11 protein-coding genes are annotated in these 15,726 nt (G+C 31.8%); 9 read left to right on the forward strand and 2 right to left on the reverse strand.

The window, feature by feature from the left end; translation table 11 throughout:
• Positions 1-86 precede the first annotated feature (86 nt).
• The 4 genes from R2Q59_RS04915 to R2Q59_RS04930 are packed head-to-tail and all read left to right on the forward strand — an operon-like array spanning position 87 to position 7,155.
• Entirely contained in the window at positions 87-821 is a 735-nt protein-coding gene (locus R2Q59_RS04915; RefSeq protein ID WP_316784097.1) for a hypothetical protein, read from the forward strand.
• Position 822: 1 nt separating this feature from the next.
• The gene (locus R2Q59_RS04920) at positions 823-3,582 is read left to right on the forward strand and encodes a TonB-dependent receptor domain-containing protein (protein WP_316784099.1); all 2,760 of its coding nucleotides are present in this window, start codon (positions 823-825) and stop codon (positions 3,580-3,582) included.
• Between the two features lie 2 nt (positions 3,583-3,584).
• A complete protein-coding gene (locus R2Q59_RS04925) occupies positions 3,585-4,775 on the forward strand; it encodes a DUF4249 domain-containing protein (RefSeq protein ID WP_316766376.1) in 1,191 nt (396 codons plus the stop codon).
• 10 nt (positions 4,776-4,785) lie between these two features.
• Positions 4,786-7,155: a hypothetical protein gene (locus R2Q59_RS04930; protein WP_316784101.1), complete on the forward strand. Its 2,370-nt coding sequence runs from the start codon at positions 4,786-4,788 to the stop codon at positions 7,153-7,155.
• A 98-nt stretch (positions 7,156-7,253) separates the two neighbouring features.
• Here the strand turns inward: R2Q59_RS04930 and R2Q59_RS04935 are convergent, their stop codons facing one another.
• Complete coding sequence (locus R2Q59_RS04935) at positions 7,254-7,511, reverse strand: hypothetical protein (RefSeq protein WP_316766380.1); 258 nt, start codon at positions 7,509-7,511, stop codon at positions 7,254-7,256.
• Positions 7,512-7,970: 459 nt separating this feature from the next.
• Here R2Q59_RS04935 and R2Q59_RS04940 point away from each other — a divergent pair, with 459 nt between their 5' ends.
• The 5 genes from R2Q59_RS04940 (at position 7,971) to R2Q59_RS04960 (ending at position 14,850) form a co-directional block, all read left to right on the forward strand.
• Positions 7,971-11,042 carry a two-component regulator propeller domain-containing protein gene (locus R2Q59_RS04940; protein WP_316784103.1) on the forward strand — a complete coding sequence of 1,024 codons (3,072 nt, stop codon included), beginning with the start codon at positions 7,971-7,973 and terminating at the stop codon, positions 11,040-11,042.
• 57 nt (positions 11,043-11,099) lie between these two features.
• Positions 11,100-11,732, forward strand: a complete 633-nt coding sequence (locus R2Q59_RS04945; protein ID WP_316766385.1) for a response regulator transcription factor — start codon at positions 11,100-11,102, stop codon at positions 11,730-11,732.
• Positions 11,733-11,812: 80 nt separating this feature from the next.
• Positions 11,813-13,426: a hypothetical protein gene (locus R2Q59_RS04950; RefSeq protein WP_316784105.1), complete on the forward strand. Its 1,614-nt coding sequence runs from the start codon at positions 11,813-11,815 to the stop codon at positions 13,424-13,426.
• Positions 13,427-13,468: 42 nt separating this feature from the next.
• Positions 13,469-14,200, forward strand: coding sequence for a hypothetical protein (locus tag R2Q59_RS04955; RefSeq protein WP_316784107.1), 732 nt, complete (start codon positions 13,469-13,471; stop codon positions 14,198-14,200).
• 143 nt (positions 14,201-14,343) lie between these two features.
• A complete protein-coding gene (locus R2Q59_RS04960) occupies positions 14,344-14,850 on the forward strand; it encodes a hypothetical protein (RefSeq protein ID WP_316766392.1) in 507 nt (168 codons plus the stop codon).
• Positions 14,851-14,860: 10 nt separating this feature from the next.
• Here the strand turns inward: R2Q59_RS04960 and R2Q59_RS04965 are convergent, their stop codons facing one another.
• Positions 14,861-15,628: a DUF6920 family protein gene (locus R2Q59_RS04965; protein WP_316784109.1), complete on the reverse strand. Its 768-nt coding sequence runs from the start codon at positions 15,626-15,628 to the stop codon at positions 14,861-14,863.
• Between the last annotated feature and the right edge of the window lie 98 nt (positions 15,629-15,726).

Genomic DNA, 15,726 nt, shown 5'->3' on the forward strand with positions numbered 1-15,726 from the left:
ACCAATAAAATCGATAGTATTATTGTATAGTAGGAACTTTTATTTTAAAACGAATTATATATATTGCATAAAAAAATCACTTTTTTATGAAGAAGCAATTGGTTTTAGTTTTTTGTATGTTGTTTTTGAATATTTTATGTGTAAAAACTGTATTTGCCCAATCTACTCAAGAAAAGGATCCCGAAAACTTATCTTTAGAAAATGCCAAACGTATTTTTATAACCGCTATTAAAGAACAATCTAGACTTTTTAATGGGCCGACCTATTACACTTATGGCAACGGTGTTGAGGGATCTGCCATATTTTTAGATACCGTTTTTGTTAAAGGGACAATTTTTTATGAAGGTGTAAAGTATACCGAAGTTCCTTTAATGTACGATTTATACATTGATAAATTAGTTTCTGTTGTAGATGGAAATGCTTATAGTTTAATAACTGAAAAAGTAAGTGAATTTGAAGTTGCAAAACATCATTTTAGATACTTTAATTTTGAAAACTCAGCCAGTAAAATTTCCTTAGAACCTGGCTTTTTTGAGGTTTTATATGATGGAAAAATAAAGGTAATAGCGAAACACACTGAGAAATTAGGTTTTTCTACTAAATCAGATATTCCTTACTATTTTAAACCGAAAACAGTATACCTGTTAGAAAAAGATAATCAATATTATAAATTTAGTGATGAAAACTCGCTCATCAATTTATTAGATAAAAATAAAAAAGAAATGAAAAAACAATTGCAAGAGGCTAGTGTCAGGTTTAAAGATGACCCTATCAAGGTAATTCTTTTAATTGCAAAATATCATGACAGCTTAATAAATTGATATGCGTATAATTTTACTCATTATATCTTCCTTGTTTTTTTCAACTGTAGTTTTTGCACAAAAAGACAAGGAAATTCTATACAGTGTTGATTTTAAACAAGCAAATATAAACGAGATAGTTAAAGATCTAGAAGCAAAAAGCGACTACCATTTTTATTTTAATATTTCACAATTAGATAGTTTAAGAATCACGGTCAAATCAGATCAACTTACCATTAATAATTTATTAAAAAAGATATTTGAGGGAACGAATATCAATTTTGCTATTCATGATAAAAATATCTTTTTAATTAAGGGTAAAACAATCGATTTAGATCTAGCACAAGGTTATTACGTAAATAAGCTAGGCAAAGAACATGCTGGCATAAAAAAAAATGATTCAAGCTATCTGACAGATGAAAGAATACAATTCGCCACAACGGCAAACAAATTGTATGAAATAGGAATTAAGACGAATGAATCTAAATCTGGCACAGCTTTGATAAGTGGTGTTATTCGTGAGCCAACAACAGAGGCACCAGTAATAGGTGCCAACATCTTGATAGAAAATTCTGAAATTAAAGCAATATCAAATCAAGAGGGCTTTTATTCGTTAAATATGCCTTTAGGGAAACACACTTTGATTATAAAGGCAGCTGGTAAAATCGATGCCAAACGCCAAGTTATGATTTATGGTGATGGAAAATTGAATATTGATTTAAAAGAGAGGGTTTTAACCTTAAAAGAGGTGCAGATTTTAGCCAATAAATTATCTAGTGTTAAAAATCTGGAAATGGGAGTGAGCCGATTAGATTTGAAAACCATCAAAAAAGTGCCTTCATTATTTGGTGAGCCTGATGTTTTGAGAGTAGTATTAACTTTACCAGGCGTTCAAACAGTTGGAGAGGCTAGTACGGGTTTTAATGTTAGAGGTGGTTCTACAGATCAGAATTTAATTTTACTTAATGATGCAACAATTTATAATCCTTCTCATTTCTTTGGTTTTTTCTCTGCTTTTAACCCTGATATAGTAAAAGATATTCAATTGTATAAAAGCACAATTCCAGAGAAATTCGGGGGTCGACTTTCATCAGTTTTAGAAGTAAACAACCGAGACGGAAACAAGAAAAAAATTACAGGAACAGCCGGTATAGGTATAATTACGAGTAGATTTAGTATAGAGGGGCCTATAGATAGTAACAAAACATCTTTTATCTTAGGCGGTAGGGCAACCTATTCAAATTGGTTGTTGAAACTTCTTCCAGAGGCTTATGAAAACAGTAAAGCATCATTTTATGACTTCAATTTAGGGATAAATCATCAATTTGATCAAAACAATGAACTGTCTATTGCGGCATATTATAGCAAAGATAATTTTAAGTTAAACAGCGATACCAGTTATAATTACAGTAATAAAAATGCATCTATTAAGTGGAAGCATATTTTTAATGACAAATTAAATGTCTCATTTATTTTGGGAACTGACTTTTATGATTATAGCATAATGAGCGATATAAATCCTATTAATGCCTATAATTTGAAGTTTAAAATTAATCAATCAAATTTTAAAACCGATTTTAATTATAAATTAAATGAGAAACATAGTTTAAGATTTGGACTATCATCAATTTATTACAAATTGAATCCAGGAGAATTTAAACCAATAGGTTCGGAGTCTTTAGTGATTAAAGATATAGTTCAGCAAGAACAGGCATTAGAAAGTGCCATTTATTTTGGTGACGAATTTAAGGTAAGCGATAAGTTAGCTGTAAACCTTGGGCTAAGGTATTCTTTGTATAATTATTTAGGTAGTTACACTGTAAATAATTATGCTCCAAATTTGCCAATTACTGTAGAAAACCAGATTTCACAAACCAGCTTTGGAAAAAATAAACCAATTCAAACCTATCATGGCCCTGAAATGAGAATGTCTGCTAGGTATAACTTTGCTGATGACTTTTCAATAAAAGCGGCATATAATACACTTAGACAATATATTCATTTACTTTCCAATACAACCGCCATCTCACCTACTGATATTTATAAATTAAGTGATCCAAATATTAAACCACAATTTGGAAACCAAGTTTCATTAGGTCTGTACAAAAATTATAATAGCCAAGCAATTGAAACCTCTATTGAGGTTTATTATAAAAAATTAAAAGATTATTTAGACTACAAAAGTGGTGCAAACTTAATAATGAACCATCATATTGAAACTGACATTATTAGTACCCAAGGAAAAGCATATGGTATAGAGTTTTTCGTAAAGAAAAATGCAGGTAAATTAACTGGATGGATGAGCTATGCTTATTCAAGAACAATGTTAAAAATGGATAATGAATTAATTGGCGAACCGATTAACAGGGGAGAATATTATCCAGCAAATCATGATAAACCTCATGCATTTAATTTTACAGGTAACTATGCATTTAAACAACGTTATAGTCTTTCGTTAAATGTAACCTATAGCACTGGAAGACCAATTACACTCCCTATAGCTAAATATTACTATTCTGGTAGTGAAAGGGTATTTTATACTGATAGAAATGCATATAGAATTCCAGATTATTTTAGAACAGATTTGGCATTTAATATTGAGGGGAATCATAAAATAGATCAAACCTTTCATAATTCATTTACCTTTGGTTTGTATAATTTAACAGGAAGAAAAAATGCTTACTCTACTTATTTTACAAAAGAAAACGGTGTAATAACAGGATATAAACTATCCATATTTGCTAATATTTTACCATTTATAAGTTACAATATTAAATTTTAGCCATGAAGAAGACTAACATTAATTTACATATAAATGAAAGCTGGGTAAACAATTTCCCTAAGTGGAAAACATACCTCCCAATATTTGCTTTGTTTTTGTTATTAAGCAGTTGCAAAGAGAATTTTAACCCTGTTGTAGCTTCTGTAAATACTAATATTTTAGTGGTAGAAGGTATAATTAATACTGGCGCAGATTCTACTATAATAAATTTGAGCAGAACTGTTTTAGTATCACAAAAAACAACTGCCAAACCAGAAACTGGTGCAACAGTAACAGTAGAAAGCGAATCTAATCAGGTATATCCATTACCAGAATTGTCAACAAAAAAGGGAACTTACGGAAGTTTGCCTTTAAATCTGGATCCCAATAAAAAATATAGACTTAGAATTAGAACTACAAATGGGACTGTTTATTTATCTGATTTTGTGGAAACTAAAATATCTCCTGTAATTGATGTTTTAGGGTATGATGCAGATGTTACTAAAGGACTGCAGATTTATGTAAATACAAAAGATCAAGCCGACAAAACGCGATATTACAGATGGGAGTATGAAGAAACCTGGATATTCTATGCAGCATACCAATCTGTTTTAATATGGGATGGAAAGAATGTAGTGTTTAGAGATCCTGCTAATTCTATTTACCAATGTTGGGGTAATACAAAATCTAGCACGATAGTTCTCGGATCTTCTGTAAAACTTGATAAGGATGTTATTTTTAAGCAACCAATAGTGCTTAATCCATCAACTTCAGAGAAATTTACAGAAAGGTATAGCATTTTGGTTAAACAGTATGCACTGACTAAAGAAGCTTATGATTTTTGGCAAAACCTAAAAAAAAATACAGAATCCTTAGGTTCTATCTTTGATGCGCAACCATCTCAATTGACTGGAAATATTCATAATCAAACTAATCCTTTAGAACCAGTTATAGGATTTATAAGTGCTGGGACAATTCAAAAACAAAGAATATACATCACAAAAGGAGAACTGCCAGGTTTTAATAAACCGTTGAATGCGGATTGTAATGCTGCTGTTGTAGAGCCATTAACACCATTTGACTTTCCTCTTTATTTTCAATCTGGGTTTACTATACCAATAAGTTTTAGTGGTACAGGTGTGTTGGCATCCGGTAAGGAATGTGTAGACTGTACTTTAAGGGGAACAAATAAAAAACCTGCCTTTTGGCAATAAAAATAGTTTGATGAGAAAAATATTTAGCAGAATAACCGTTGTTTTCTTATTGATGTTTGTGCATGGTAGCATTAAAGCTCAGGTATTAGAGAAGTTGCAAAATACATTTACAACATACCAAAAAGGTGTTTTTCAAGAAAAAATATTTATTCATACCGATAAGGAGCAATACTTGGTAGGAGAAGTATTATGGCTAAAAATCTATATAGTTGATGCTAATCAGCATCAACCTGCCGATTTGAGTAAAGTTGCTTACGTCGAATTATTAGATCAACTAAATCAGCCAGTTAAACAATTAAAAATCTCACTTAAAAATGGAAATGGAAACGGTGCAGTTGAACTTCCAAAAACTTTAAAAAATGGTTCTTATAAGCTTAGGGCTTATACAAACTGGATGAAAAATTTTGATGTAGAGTTATTTTTTGAAAAGAAAATCACTTTGCTAAACGCACAAATATCTCCTGCTGTTTCAAATCTAGCTAAGCCAAATTTTAATATTCAATTTTTTGCTGAAGGTGGAGATTTAGTTGAGGGATTAAAAAGCAATGTAGGTTTTAAGGCAGTCGGTGAAAACGGAAAAGGTTTAGATTTAGCCGGTGCAATTGTCAATCAAAAAAACGATACCATTCTAAGATTTAAAACATCAAAATTTGGCATTGGAAAGTTTACATTTATTCCTGAACCAAATATGAGTTATAAGGCAGTTATAACATCTTTAGGAAAGGAGAAGATAGAAAAGGAGTTTTTAACGGCCAAAAGGACAGGTTACGTGATGTCTGTAAACAAGCAAAAAGATGGCAATTTGATAGTTGATCTTCATTCAAGTATAAAAAATGAAAAGGTATATCTTTTTTCTCACCATGGTAAAAATATCTCTAATGCTATTACTACAGATGTAATTGGTGGGAAAGCCTCCTTTTTTATTGAAACAGCAAAGCTTGATGAAGGCATATCTCATTTTACCATTTTTAATGAGACAGGAACCGCAATATGTGAACGATTATTTTTTAAATTGCCAATTAAAAAGCTAGATATTCAACTAAAAGTTGATCAATCACAATATTCATTGCGCAAAAAGGTTGATGTAAGTGTATTGCTCAAAGACTCAGTAGGTATTATTAATTCGGCCGACCTTTCAGTAAGTGTACATAAAATAGATTCATTGCAAGGGATGGATGAAAGTGATATCGTGAGTTACTTTTGGCTGGTTTCTGAGCTGAAAGGGTATGTAGAAAATCCCTCATATTATTTTACAAATAATGAAGAAGTTTATTCAGATCTAAATAATTTGCTAATCACACAAGGTTGGCGTAGGTTCAATTGGAACGATATAAAACAGCCTAAAAGTGAATTTAAATTCTTACCAGAATATAATGGGCATTTGATTAAAGGTAAAATTAAGGAGAAAAATGGGAAGTCACTTAATTATGCTAATGTATATTTAGGCAGTGCCGGAAAAATTGGACAATTTTATGAAACTTTAAGTGATACTGCTGGTAATTTCATATTTAATACTAAAGATCTTTATGGATTAAATGAAATTGTTGTTCAAACGAATCAAAAAGATACTTCATCTATAATTACTATTCAAAGTCCATTTTTTGAAAAATATCGTATATCTAATTCAATTAATTTCAGATTAGGTGGGCATTTAATTGATCAGTTCGAGAACTATAATATGAACATTCAGGTTCAGAGTGCTTATTTTCCTAATAAATTTAATATTTCAAATGGTTTGGTAACTGATAGTGTTACATTTTATGGTAAAGCTTTTAAAAATTACAAATTTAACGATTATGATCGCTTTAAAACTATGGAAGAAAGCTTAAGAGAGATAGTTAAGGAAACCTTTATATCGAAAAATGAAGAAGGTTATCGTATTAAGTTATTGGCCAAAGATGTGCCGTTAGATGATGATCCTCTAGTACTTTTAGATGGATTACCCTATTTTAATATGGATAAAGTTATGGCGATTGATCCCAATAAGATTGAGAGATTGGAAATCGTTCCAGAATCTTATCATTATGGCTCATCGAAGTTTGATGGAATATTGAGTTTTTTTAGTTTCAAAAGTAATTTGGCAAATATCGAGATTAATCCAAATTCAGTAGTATTAGATTATGATGGACTACAATTAAAAAGAGAGTTTTATAATCCATCATACGATTCGGAATCTAAAATCAATAACCGATTACCAGACTTTAGAAATGTGCTGTATTGGTCGCCAAATATTAGTATCAACGATAAAGGGGAGGGTAAAATAACTTTTTATACTTCAGATGTTGCTGGAACATATATCGGCGTAGTAAATGGCTTATCAAAAGATGGTAACATCGGCAATGCCCATTTTATTTTTAAAGTCAATGAGAAAATCAATTGATTTCAAAGTTCATATCCAGCATCAATTTGAATCAATATTAAGAATCTCTTCCTTTAAATAAATCAATGATGATTTTTTATCTTAATTTTTATGCAATGTTATGCCACATTGTCTATGGTTCGCGTTGATATGGTGTAGATACAAAGTGCAACACTTGGGAAATTCATGAACTTTGTTTTGATGAGTATAGTGCCAGTATTATAACTTTCTAATCCTTTTCGAAAAAGTTCCATTAATTGCTCGTTATCTTCTTCGCCCTGCGATAACTTTGCGATGAGGGAAATTTCTTTTTTATCCTCTGGTATAAGCTCTATTCTTACTGTAGTTTTTGATACGTATTGGTAGTGATATTTCATTTGAGCGCTTGTGCTTGGCTAAATTATAAAAATTGACCTTAAATGCAAAACTTGTTGAATTTAAAAATATGCAAAGGATAGGTTAACAATAGTCAAAATAGAGTTCTTTAGAATTCTTCAAACAATCTTCTTGCTATCAAACCCTTAGTTAAGCCTGCGTAGTAAAAAGTTCTTAAAAGCGTATATGTTAAGACGGACTCTAGACGGTGTCTTGGTATAATTCTTTTACAATAGTGATCATTTCAGCATGTAGTTTATAAAAATATTAGACTTTTTATTTAGGATTTAAAAAGAATTTCCTTTGCAGTTTAGGATCATTGATTTTTCACCTCTAGCCATACAACCAATTGGAATATCAAAACTTTTATCTATTATTGCTGGTGTATTTAACTTATTGGTTTAAAACTTATTAGGTAATTATCCCTCTCAAATGATTTTGTTAACTTTCAATGTTAACTAATGAAGCTAAATATAAAATGGTTCATTAGCTTCTATCTATTTATCTCATTTGCTTGTATTAGCGATACCACTTTAGCTCAGCAACTTAATTCTCGTTTTGAAACCCTTGGAATAGATGATGGATTACCCCATAGTTCGGTTTATGGTATTTATCAGGATAAAAAAGGTTTCATGTGGTTCGCCACACCAGATGGGCTATCTCGTTATGACGGGAGTACGCTGCAAAATTTCAAGTATGAAGCAAAAAATGAAAATGATGTAGTGAACAACTATGTAAGGGATGGTTTATTTGAAGATAAAAAAGGAAATATTTGGTATAGCAATGAAAGTGGCATTTATAAATGGAATGGACTAATCGAGGTTGTTGAAAGAATCAAATCCTTTGATAATGCTGAATTTGGAAATAGTGGTTTCAAATGCCTGTTTATGGAGAATGACGAAACTTTGGTTATTATAAATGTAATTAAAGGGGTTTTTGAATTTAATACCAGAACATTAACATTAAAATCATATCCTATTCCTTTTAAAATAGATTATAACAAAGTGGTTTTTACACAATCTATTTGTGATACTAAAGGCAATGTATGGTTAAGGTTATTGTCTAAAAACGAACCATATATCCTGTTTGATCGCAAAACACATCTTTATTCCTATCAATATATAAAAGACCCACCAGAAAGCATCTTTTTTGAAAAGGACAGAACAATTTTAACTTATAAAGACCGTGTTGTATTTAAATCCATAAATGATAATAGCGAACGTGTTGTTGAGAAGAAAATAAAAGGGAAAGCAATTAACTTTTTCTCAGTTTATCATATTAAAGATTTTTATGGAAGAGAATGGTTCACTTCAAGAGGCGATGGTTTATTTTATTATGACACCAAAAATGATCAATGGCATAATTATCATCATGATAATTCTATTTTAAAATCATTGCCATTTGATATTACTACTTGCTTTTTTATTGATAGAAACAATAATTTATGGATTGGTTTTGATGGAGGTGGAGTAGCAAAATTAGATTTAAAAGAACCTAAATTTAATTTGTTTCCATTATCCGTAGGGGATTACCCAGCTCTAAAAGATTATTTTATAAAGTGTTTTTATGAAGATAAGCAACAAAATATATGGTTTGGAACCCATAGCAGTGGATTAAACATTTACAATCCTAAAACTGGAGAACTAAAAAACTTTAAACACAAAGAAGGCGATGTGCTTAGCTTACCAGGTGATATTGTAAGTACGATTACAAAAGATAATAAAGGCCAAATATGGGTTGGGAGTAGTGGGGGAATCAGTAGATTTGATCCTATAAAAAAACAATTTCATACCATTAAAATTGATTACAATATTCCCATTTTCCCTAAACTAAATGTTTTTGTTTTTCAGATAATTATGCTAAAAAATGGAGCGATGTTAGCTGCAACGATGAATGGATTAGTTAAGATTGTTCGAGAAAATGGAGTTTATAAAGGTTATGCCCTCCGAAATGAAAACTATTTAATAAGTACCGCTGTCGATATCATAGAAATGGAAGACCAAACTTTATTTATTGCATTATCTGGTAATGGTCTTTATCATCTTAAACCTTCAGGCTCTTCCTATACTAAATTGAATATGTATTTACCTAAAATAGATTTAAGGAGTATTAGTATAGATGAAAAGGACAAAGATTTTTTATGGATTGGGACAGGAAAAGGACTAGTTCATTTTGATACACGCTCTGGAAAGCACAAAACCTGGAATCAAAAGAATAAAATGCCAAATTCTTACGTTTATGGGACATTAGAGGAAGAAAATCATAATTTATGGATAAGTACCAATAAGGGATTATCTTATTTTAATCGTCAAACTAATACTTTCGAGAATTACTCTTATTTAGATGGTTTACAAAGCAATGAGTTTAATACACGTTCATTTTATAAAAGCAGCACTGGTAATTTTTATTTTGGCGGTATTAAGGGTTTTAATTGGTTCAAGCCAGGTAAAAAAACATTAGCATCAAGTAATCCTGTTGCTGCAATTACTAAAATAGAAGTAAATAATGTAGCTTTTAAAAAGACTTTACCATACTTTTCGGAAGAAGATATTAGTGTTAGTTACAACTTAAATGATTTCAATTTTTATTTTGCAGCATTGGATTATACCTTGCCTGAAGCTAATAAACTCAAGTATCAACTAGAAGGGTGGGATCAAGATTGGATATTGACTTATAATAAATCTGTACGGTATGCTAATTTACCACCTGGCAATTATGTGTTTAAGATAAAGGCATCAAACACCTATGGCGTTTGGAGTGAGGTAGAAAAAGTCTTGATAACCATTAAAGCACCGTTTTGGCAGAGGCCTTGGTTTTATGTTTTATTAGGAATTTTTATATTGGGTACAATTGTGTATGTTACATTTCAAGTGTCGCAGGTTAAAATTAGAAGGAAACTACGTTTTCTTGAAAGGGAGCATGCGATTACTTCAGAGCGAAATCGAATCAGCAGGGATATGCATGATGAAATTGGAAGTGGTTTGACACATATCGCATTATTGAGCGAACTCATTCAAACACAAGAAGAAGCCTCCCTTTCTGTTCAGAAAGATGTTAAAGGTATTTCTACTGCAGCCAGAAAACTGCTGGAAAGCATTAATGAAATTATTTGGGCTTTAAATCCTCAAAATGACACATTGGAAAGCTTATTGGCTTATACCAGAGAGCAAATGCAGCAGAATTTTGAACCATTTAAATTGCAGTTGTTTATTGATTTTCCAGATGAAATTCCAGAAATTAAGTTAACTAATGAGCAGCGAAGAAATTTATATCTAGTTATAAAAGAAGCCCTTAACAATGCACTAAAACACGCAAATGCAACTGAGATTACATTGAGTTGTAGCATTGTAGAGAATATGTTGTTTTTTGATGTGCAAGATAATGGAATTGGCTTCATCACATCGACAACCAAAGTTTCGAATAATGGATTTAAAAATATGCGTAAACGTATGGATGACATTGGTGGAGAGATAACTTGGCTTAACAACAATAAAGGCTTATGTGTCCATTTTACTTTTTCTAGCAAGCACTAGTTAATACTACTTTTATCACATTTCTAGAACAAGAATTAAAACCTACCTTTCAAGCTTATGGTGCCAATTGTAATTATAGAAGACGATGAGAAGATAAGGAACTACCTATCGGCATTATTAGCAGGCAGTGGAGAGTTTAATCTAAAAGCATCTTTTGTAACTGCCGAAGAAGCCATTAACTATTTTGAGTGTGGATTAGGCTATGATATTGAAATTGTTTTAACTGATATTCAACTGCCAGAGAAGTCGGGCATTGATTTTATTACGTGGTTAAAGCCTTTTCGTCCAGAGGTTCAGTTTATGGTGTTAAGCATTTATGATGATGCCGAAAGGGTATTTAAAGCACTGCAAGCGGGTGCTTCTGGTTACGTACTTAAAAATATGCCAGCTTCAAAATTAATAGAATCCTTAATTGATTTACGAAAAGGCGGAAGTCCGATGAGTAGCCAGATTGCTCGTAAAGTAGTGATGGCTTTTCAGAACCAAGCTCCTTACATTGATGCAAAAGAACAATTGAGCCCACGAGAAAATGAAGTGTTGTTATGGTTAAGTAAGGGTTTTAGCTATCAAGAAATAGGAGATAAGTTGTTTATTTCTATTGATACCGTGCGTACCCATATTAGAAATACTTATGAGAAACTTCATGTAAAGAATAAAAAAGAGGCATTGCGCAAAACAGGTTATCAATAATCATCGTTAATAATTACTACTTTTTTCACATTTTGCCGTTACCTGTTGGGGCTTAGTTTTACAAATAAAATTAAGCAATCATGAAACGCTCCCTAATTCTCTCTATTTTACTTTTACCTGCAATGTTGAGTGCCCAAGCTCAGGAAACGGTACAAGATTTATCAAAAAAAGCAACTAAAGGATATTTACTAAAAGCAGAAAATGTGGCTGGTAATTATACCATTACCTATAAAATACCTGGTGATAAAAAGAAAAATGAAATTTTCTATGAGACATACACTTTTGATCAGCAAATTAAATTTTTAAAAAATCAGGAAGTAACCGAGCCAAAAGAAAGTGCTGGTCAACATCCAGAGCGAACTGTAAGTGGTTATTATGCAACTGTTGGCGGTTGTAGTTCTTTTGATATTTTAAGCATGAAGCTGAAATTTAATAAGTATACAGATCTACAAGCCTGGGACTATAAAAAACAACGTTACATCACAAAGAAGTCAATTTCAACTGAAACCATCAAAGCGAGAAATGACGATGGTAAATATGAAGGATATGCTTCTTTTATCAATAATACAGATCAATCGCTTTTTGTATTGGGCGGGCAAGAGAGCAAGCAAAATAAAAAGGCAACCGACTTTTTTATCATACAATTTAATTCAAGTTCAGAAATCATTGCTAAACCTGTAGATATTACAGGAGGGCAATCACTTGTTTATAGTACTCAGCTTAAGAATGGAGATATAGCATTGGTTTTTGCGCCGAAAAAAGGGGCTGCAGACTTAACGGCATACACTTATTTAAGATATACAGGAAAAGGGCAATTGGTTGATAAGGTAGGTTTTAAAAGTCCTTCTACAAATCTGCTAATTGTAGAGGTGACCGAAGAAGAAGGGTCTGTTTTTTTCTGTGGCACATCAACCAAGTCTAAAGATGCATATGGCGAAGTGTTTGATGATTATGCAGGTGCAATTTTAAACCCATGTTTTAAAGAAGCAAACAATAAATATGATTTTAATTGGGAGAAAAAAGCAACAGAAAAGATGGACAGTTTCCATTTGCTAAAGTTTACTGGGAATAAACTGGATTTTGCAACAACTGCATTAGTAAGTGATTTTAAAGGGAAATTTAAAACATCACCTACAGATAAAAAAGCTGATGCTTACAAGGGAAGTAAATTCTCGGTACAAGAGTTCATGGTAACACCAAACGGCGAGTATTTAATTGCTGGGCAGTTGAACGGAAAAACCAATTTGGGAATGGGAAATCCAGTAACAACCTATGAAGATATTGTTTGTTTCCATTTTGATAAACAAGGACAGTTGAAAGCCCAATATGGTGTCGAAAAACTCAATAGTGACAAGAAAAGTGAAATTTATCCTGTTAAGCAATCATTTATACTTGGTAAGGATGGTAAATCATTGTATTGGTTAATTTTAGAAGTAAAAGGTTTTGAAGGTTATGCAGACTTTTTAGCAGCTTATGCAGGGTACAAAAGCTATTTTCCTCGATACTTCCCTCGAATTGCCAAATTAGATACTCAAAGTTCTACTGTAAATAGTTTTACCATTCTAGGAAATGAGAAGTATTATCTAACTCAAAGTTTTAACCCGATAGCTGATTTAAATGAGCATAGTTTAGTATTTGTTGGCAGTGATGAAGATTACAAAAAACTATGGGTAAATAAATATGTATTTCAATAATTAATCGTCTAAATAAATCACATTAAATTAAAATTATCTCTCATGAAGAAAATAACTTCCGCTATGCTAATATTAGCATTTGTAACTATTACAATATCAGGTTGTAAGAAAAAAACAACTGAAGAACCTGTTTATACCTGCACAACTTGTAAAACCACACCAGATGCAGTTGCAGCTAACGATGCAAGTAATAAAGGAGTTTATAAAGGTGTTATTATTGGTTCAAGCGGTACTATTAAATTCGATTTATCAAACACTGGAACAACCATAACGGCAACAATGGTTTTAGATGGTATAACTGCCACGCTTACATCTACAGTTGCTATAGTTGCCGGAACAACTTATGTTGGGGCATTTACAGGTACTTGGAACGGACAACCAGTTAGTGTTACGTTTTCGGTAAATCCTACTGGGCAAAATCCAGTAGTTACGGCTTTCAACATTCCTGGTCACGCAACTAGCTCTTTTAATATCATTAAAGAAACTTCAAATCAATTAATAGAATGTTTCGAAGGCACTTATGATAGCACTAGACCAGAAAAAGGAACATTTAATATTGTATTGTCTCGTGGCTTGAAAATCTTTAGTGGCTCAGCAAAAAAAGATCAAGGTACTACGGTTAATAGTTTCAAAGGTAGTATTAACAGTGCTAATAAATTGATAGATGCAAGTGATGGGAAAACCCTTGCAACATTGACGGGTGATGTATTAGCAGAGGTTTTTGTAGATGGTAATAATGCTACAATAACCATAAAAGGAAAAAGAACTTTTTAATATAGGTTAAATACCAAACAAATTAATAAACTAAATTAGCAATCAATGGCCGTTTAAATCAAAAGATTTAGGCGGCTTTTTTGTATAGAAACGAAACAATGTCTTTAAGGCTGATGTTATCTATTGGTTATTAAGCTATCGCCATGAAAGATGAAAATAAAAGAGAAAACTCCATTGTCATCAATGAAAATGAAATGAGAGGAGATAAATTAATTTTCGATATACTTATCAAAGAAAAATTAGCTCACATAATTGTAATTAGAGATGGAGTCGATTATCACATCAACCTTGATGGTGAAGATTTAGGTTATTATACTAAAAAAGAGCATGAAACAATTAGTCGTAATCCGCAGCCCAAAGGAGCTCATTTAGATCTTGAAGCCTATTTTAAACCCATTGAACAGAAAGTTGAGGAATTGGAAGGGGCTGGTGTTGGGTGGACTAAACAAACTCCATCTGCGCCAAAAGTTATGCAACAAAGCACAGCTCCAAAAGATGGTTTAGATAATACAGGCACACAAGGTTATGATTCGCTAACTGATGATGCATTTACTGGTTCTTCGGAAAAACCTGATGAGCATCCAAATGAATATCAAAGTAGAACTGGAAGTTCATCAAAAGATTTTCACGATGCGAAGGATGACATATAGAATTTATTTATTACCTACTAAAAATGATATTTCTAATCTCTCCCTTAAAGTAAGTTAAATCACCTTGTGGTAAATTCCAAGTTGCAGAAAATTGTGAGGGAAAAGTTAATTCATTGTGTTTGATGTAGGTTTTGCACTGAGCCATCCATTTAGTTTCTAATAAATTACCATTGCTTTCGGTATAATACCTGTCATTAGTTTCAAATCTTATCATTTGAAAATTTTCATTGAAATAAAATAGGCCAGTTGCTTTTAAGCCATGGTAATTAATGGTGCCTTTAACGGTATATAAATCAATTTCTTCCCATTTGATATAGGTTTGCAATGCATAATCAGGGATAATCATGGTTTCTGCCAAGATCGTAACTAATTCTGCTTTATCCATTTTATAACCCTTTGCATCAACAAGCTTAAATAGTCCAGCTGCCTTAACTAGCATGTTTCCATTACCATGACGAAAACTATCTAAAGCTTCAAGTCCAATTATACCTAGTATTTTCGCTTTCATATAAACTAACCTTATTGGATCAGGAAGGAAGTTGTGTTGTAGGCAAGTAATAGATTTCCAATATCCTTTTTTTGAGAATTTTAGCATGGTGTTTTTCCATTCAATTTTTACCTGATGGATATTGCCTAATGATAAAATTCCAGATTTAATAACGAAATGTTGCATTGCTTTGGGTAAATCAGTAACAGGTCTTTTGCCTGTATAAATCTTTTTAACTAATGCTTTTGCTTTTCTCAGTTCAGTATAAAACTGATATAGTACATTTCCCATCTTAGGTTTAATAACCAACTGCAAGGTGATAGATTACCTGAAGCAGTATGATGACACTTCCAATAATTATGATAGACTTGGAATTATCTTTATTGGCA

The sequence above is a fragment of the Pedobacter frigiditerrae genome (assembly GCF_032678705.1).
GTDB lineage: Bacteria > Bacteroidota > Bacteroidia > Sphingobacteriales > Sphingobacteriaceae > Pedobacter > Pedobacter frigiditerrae_A.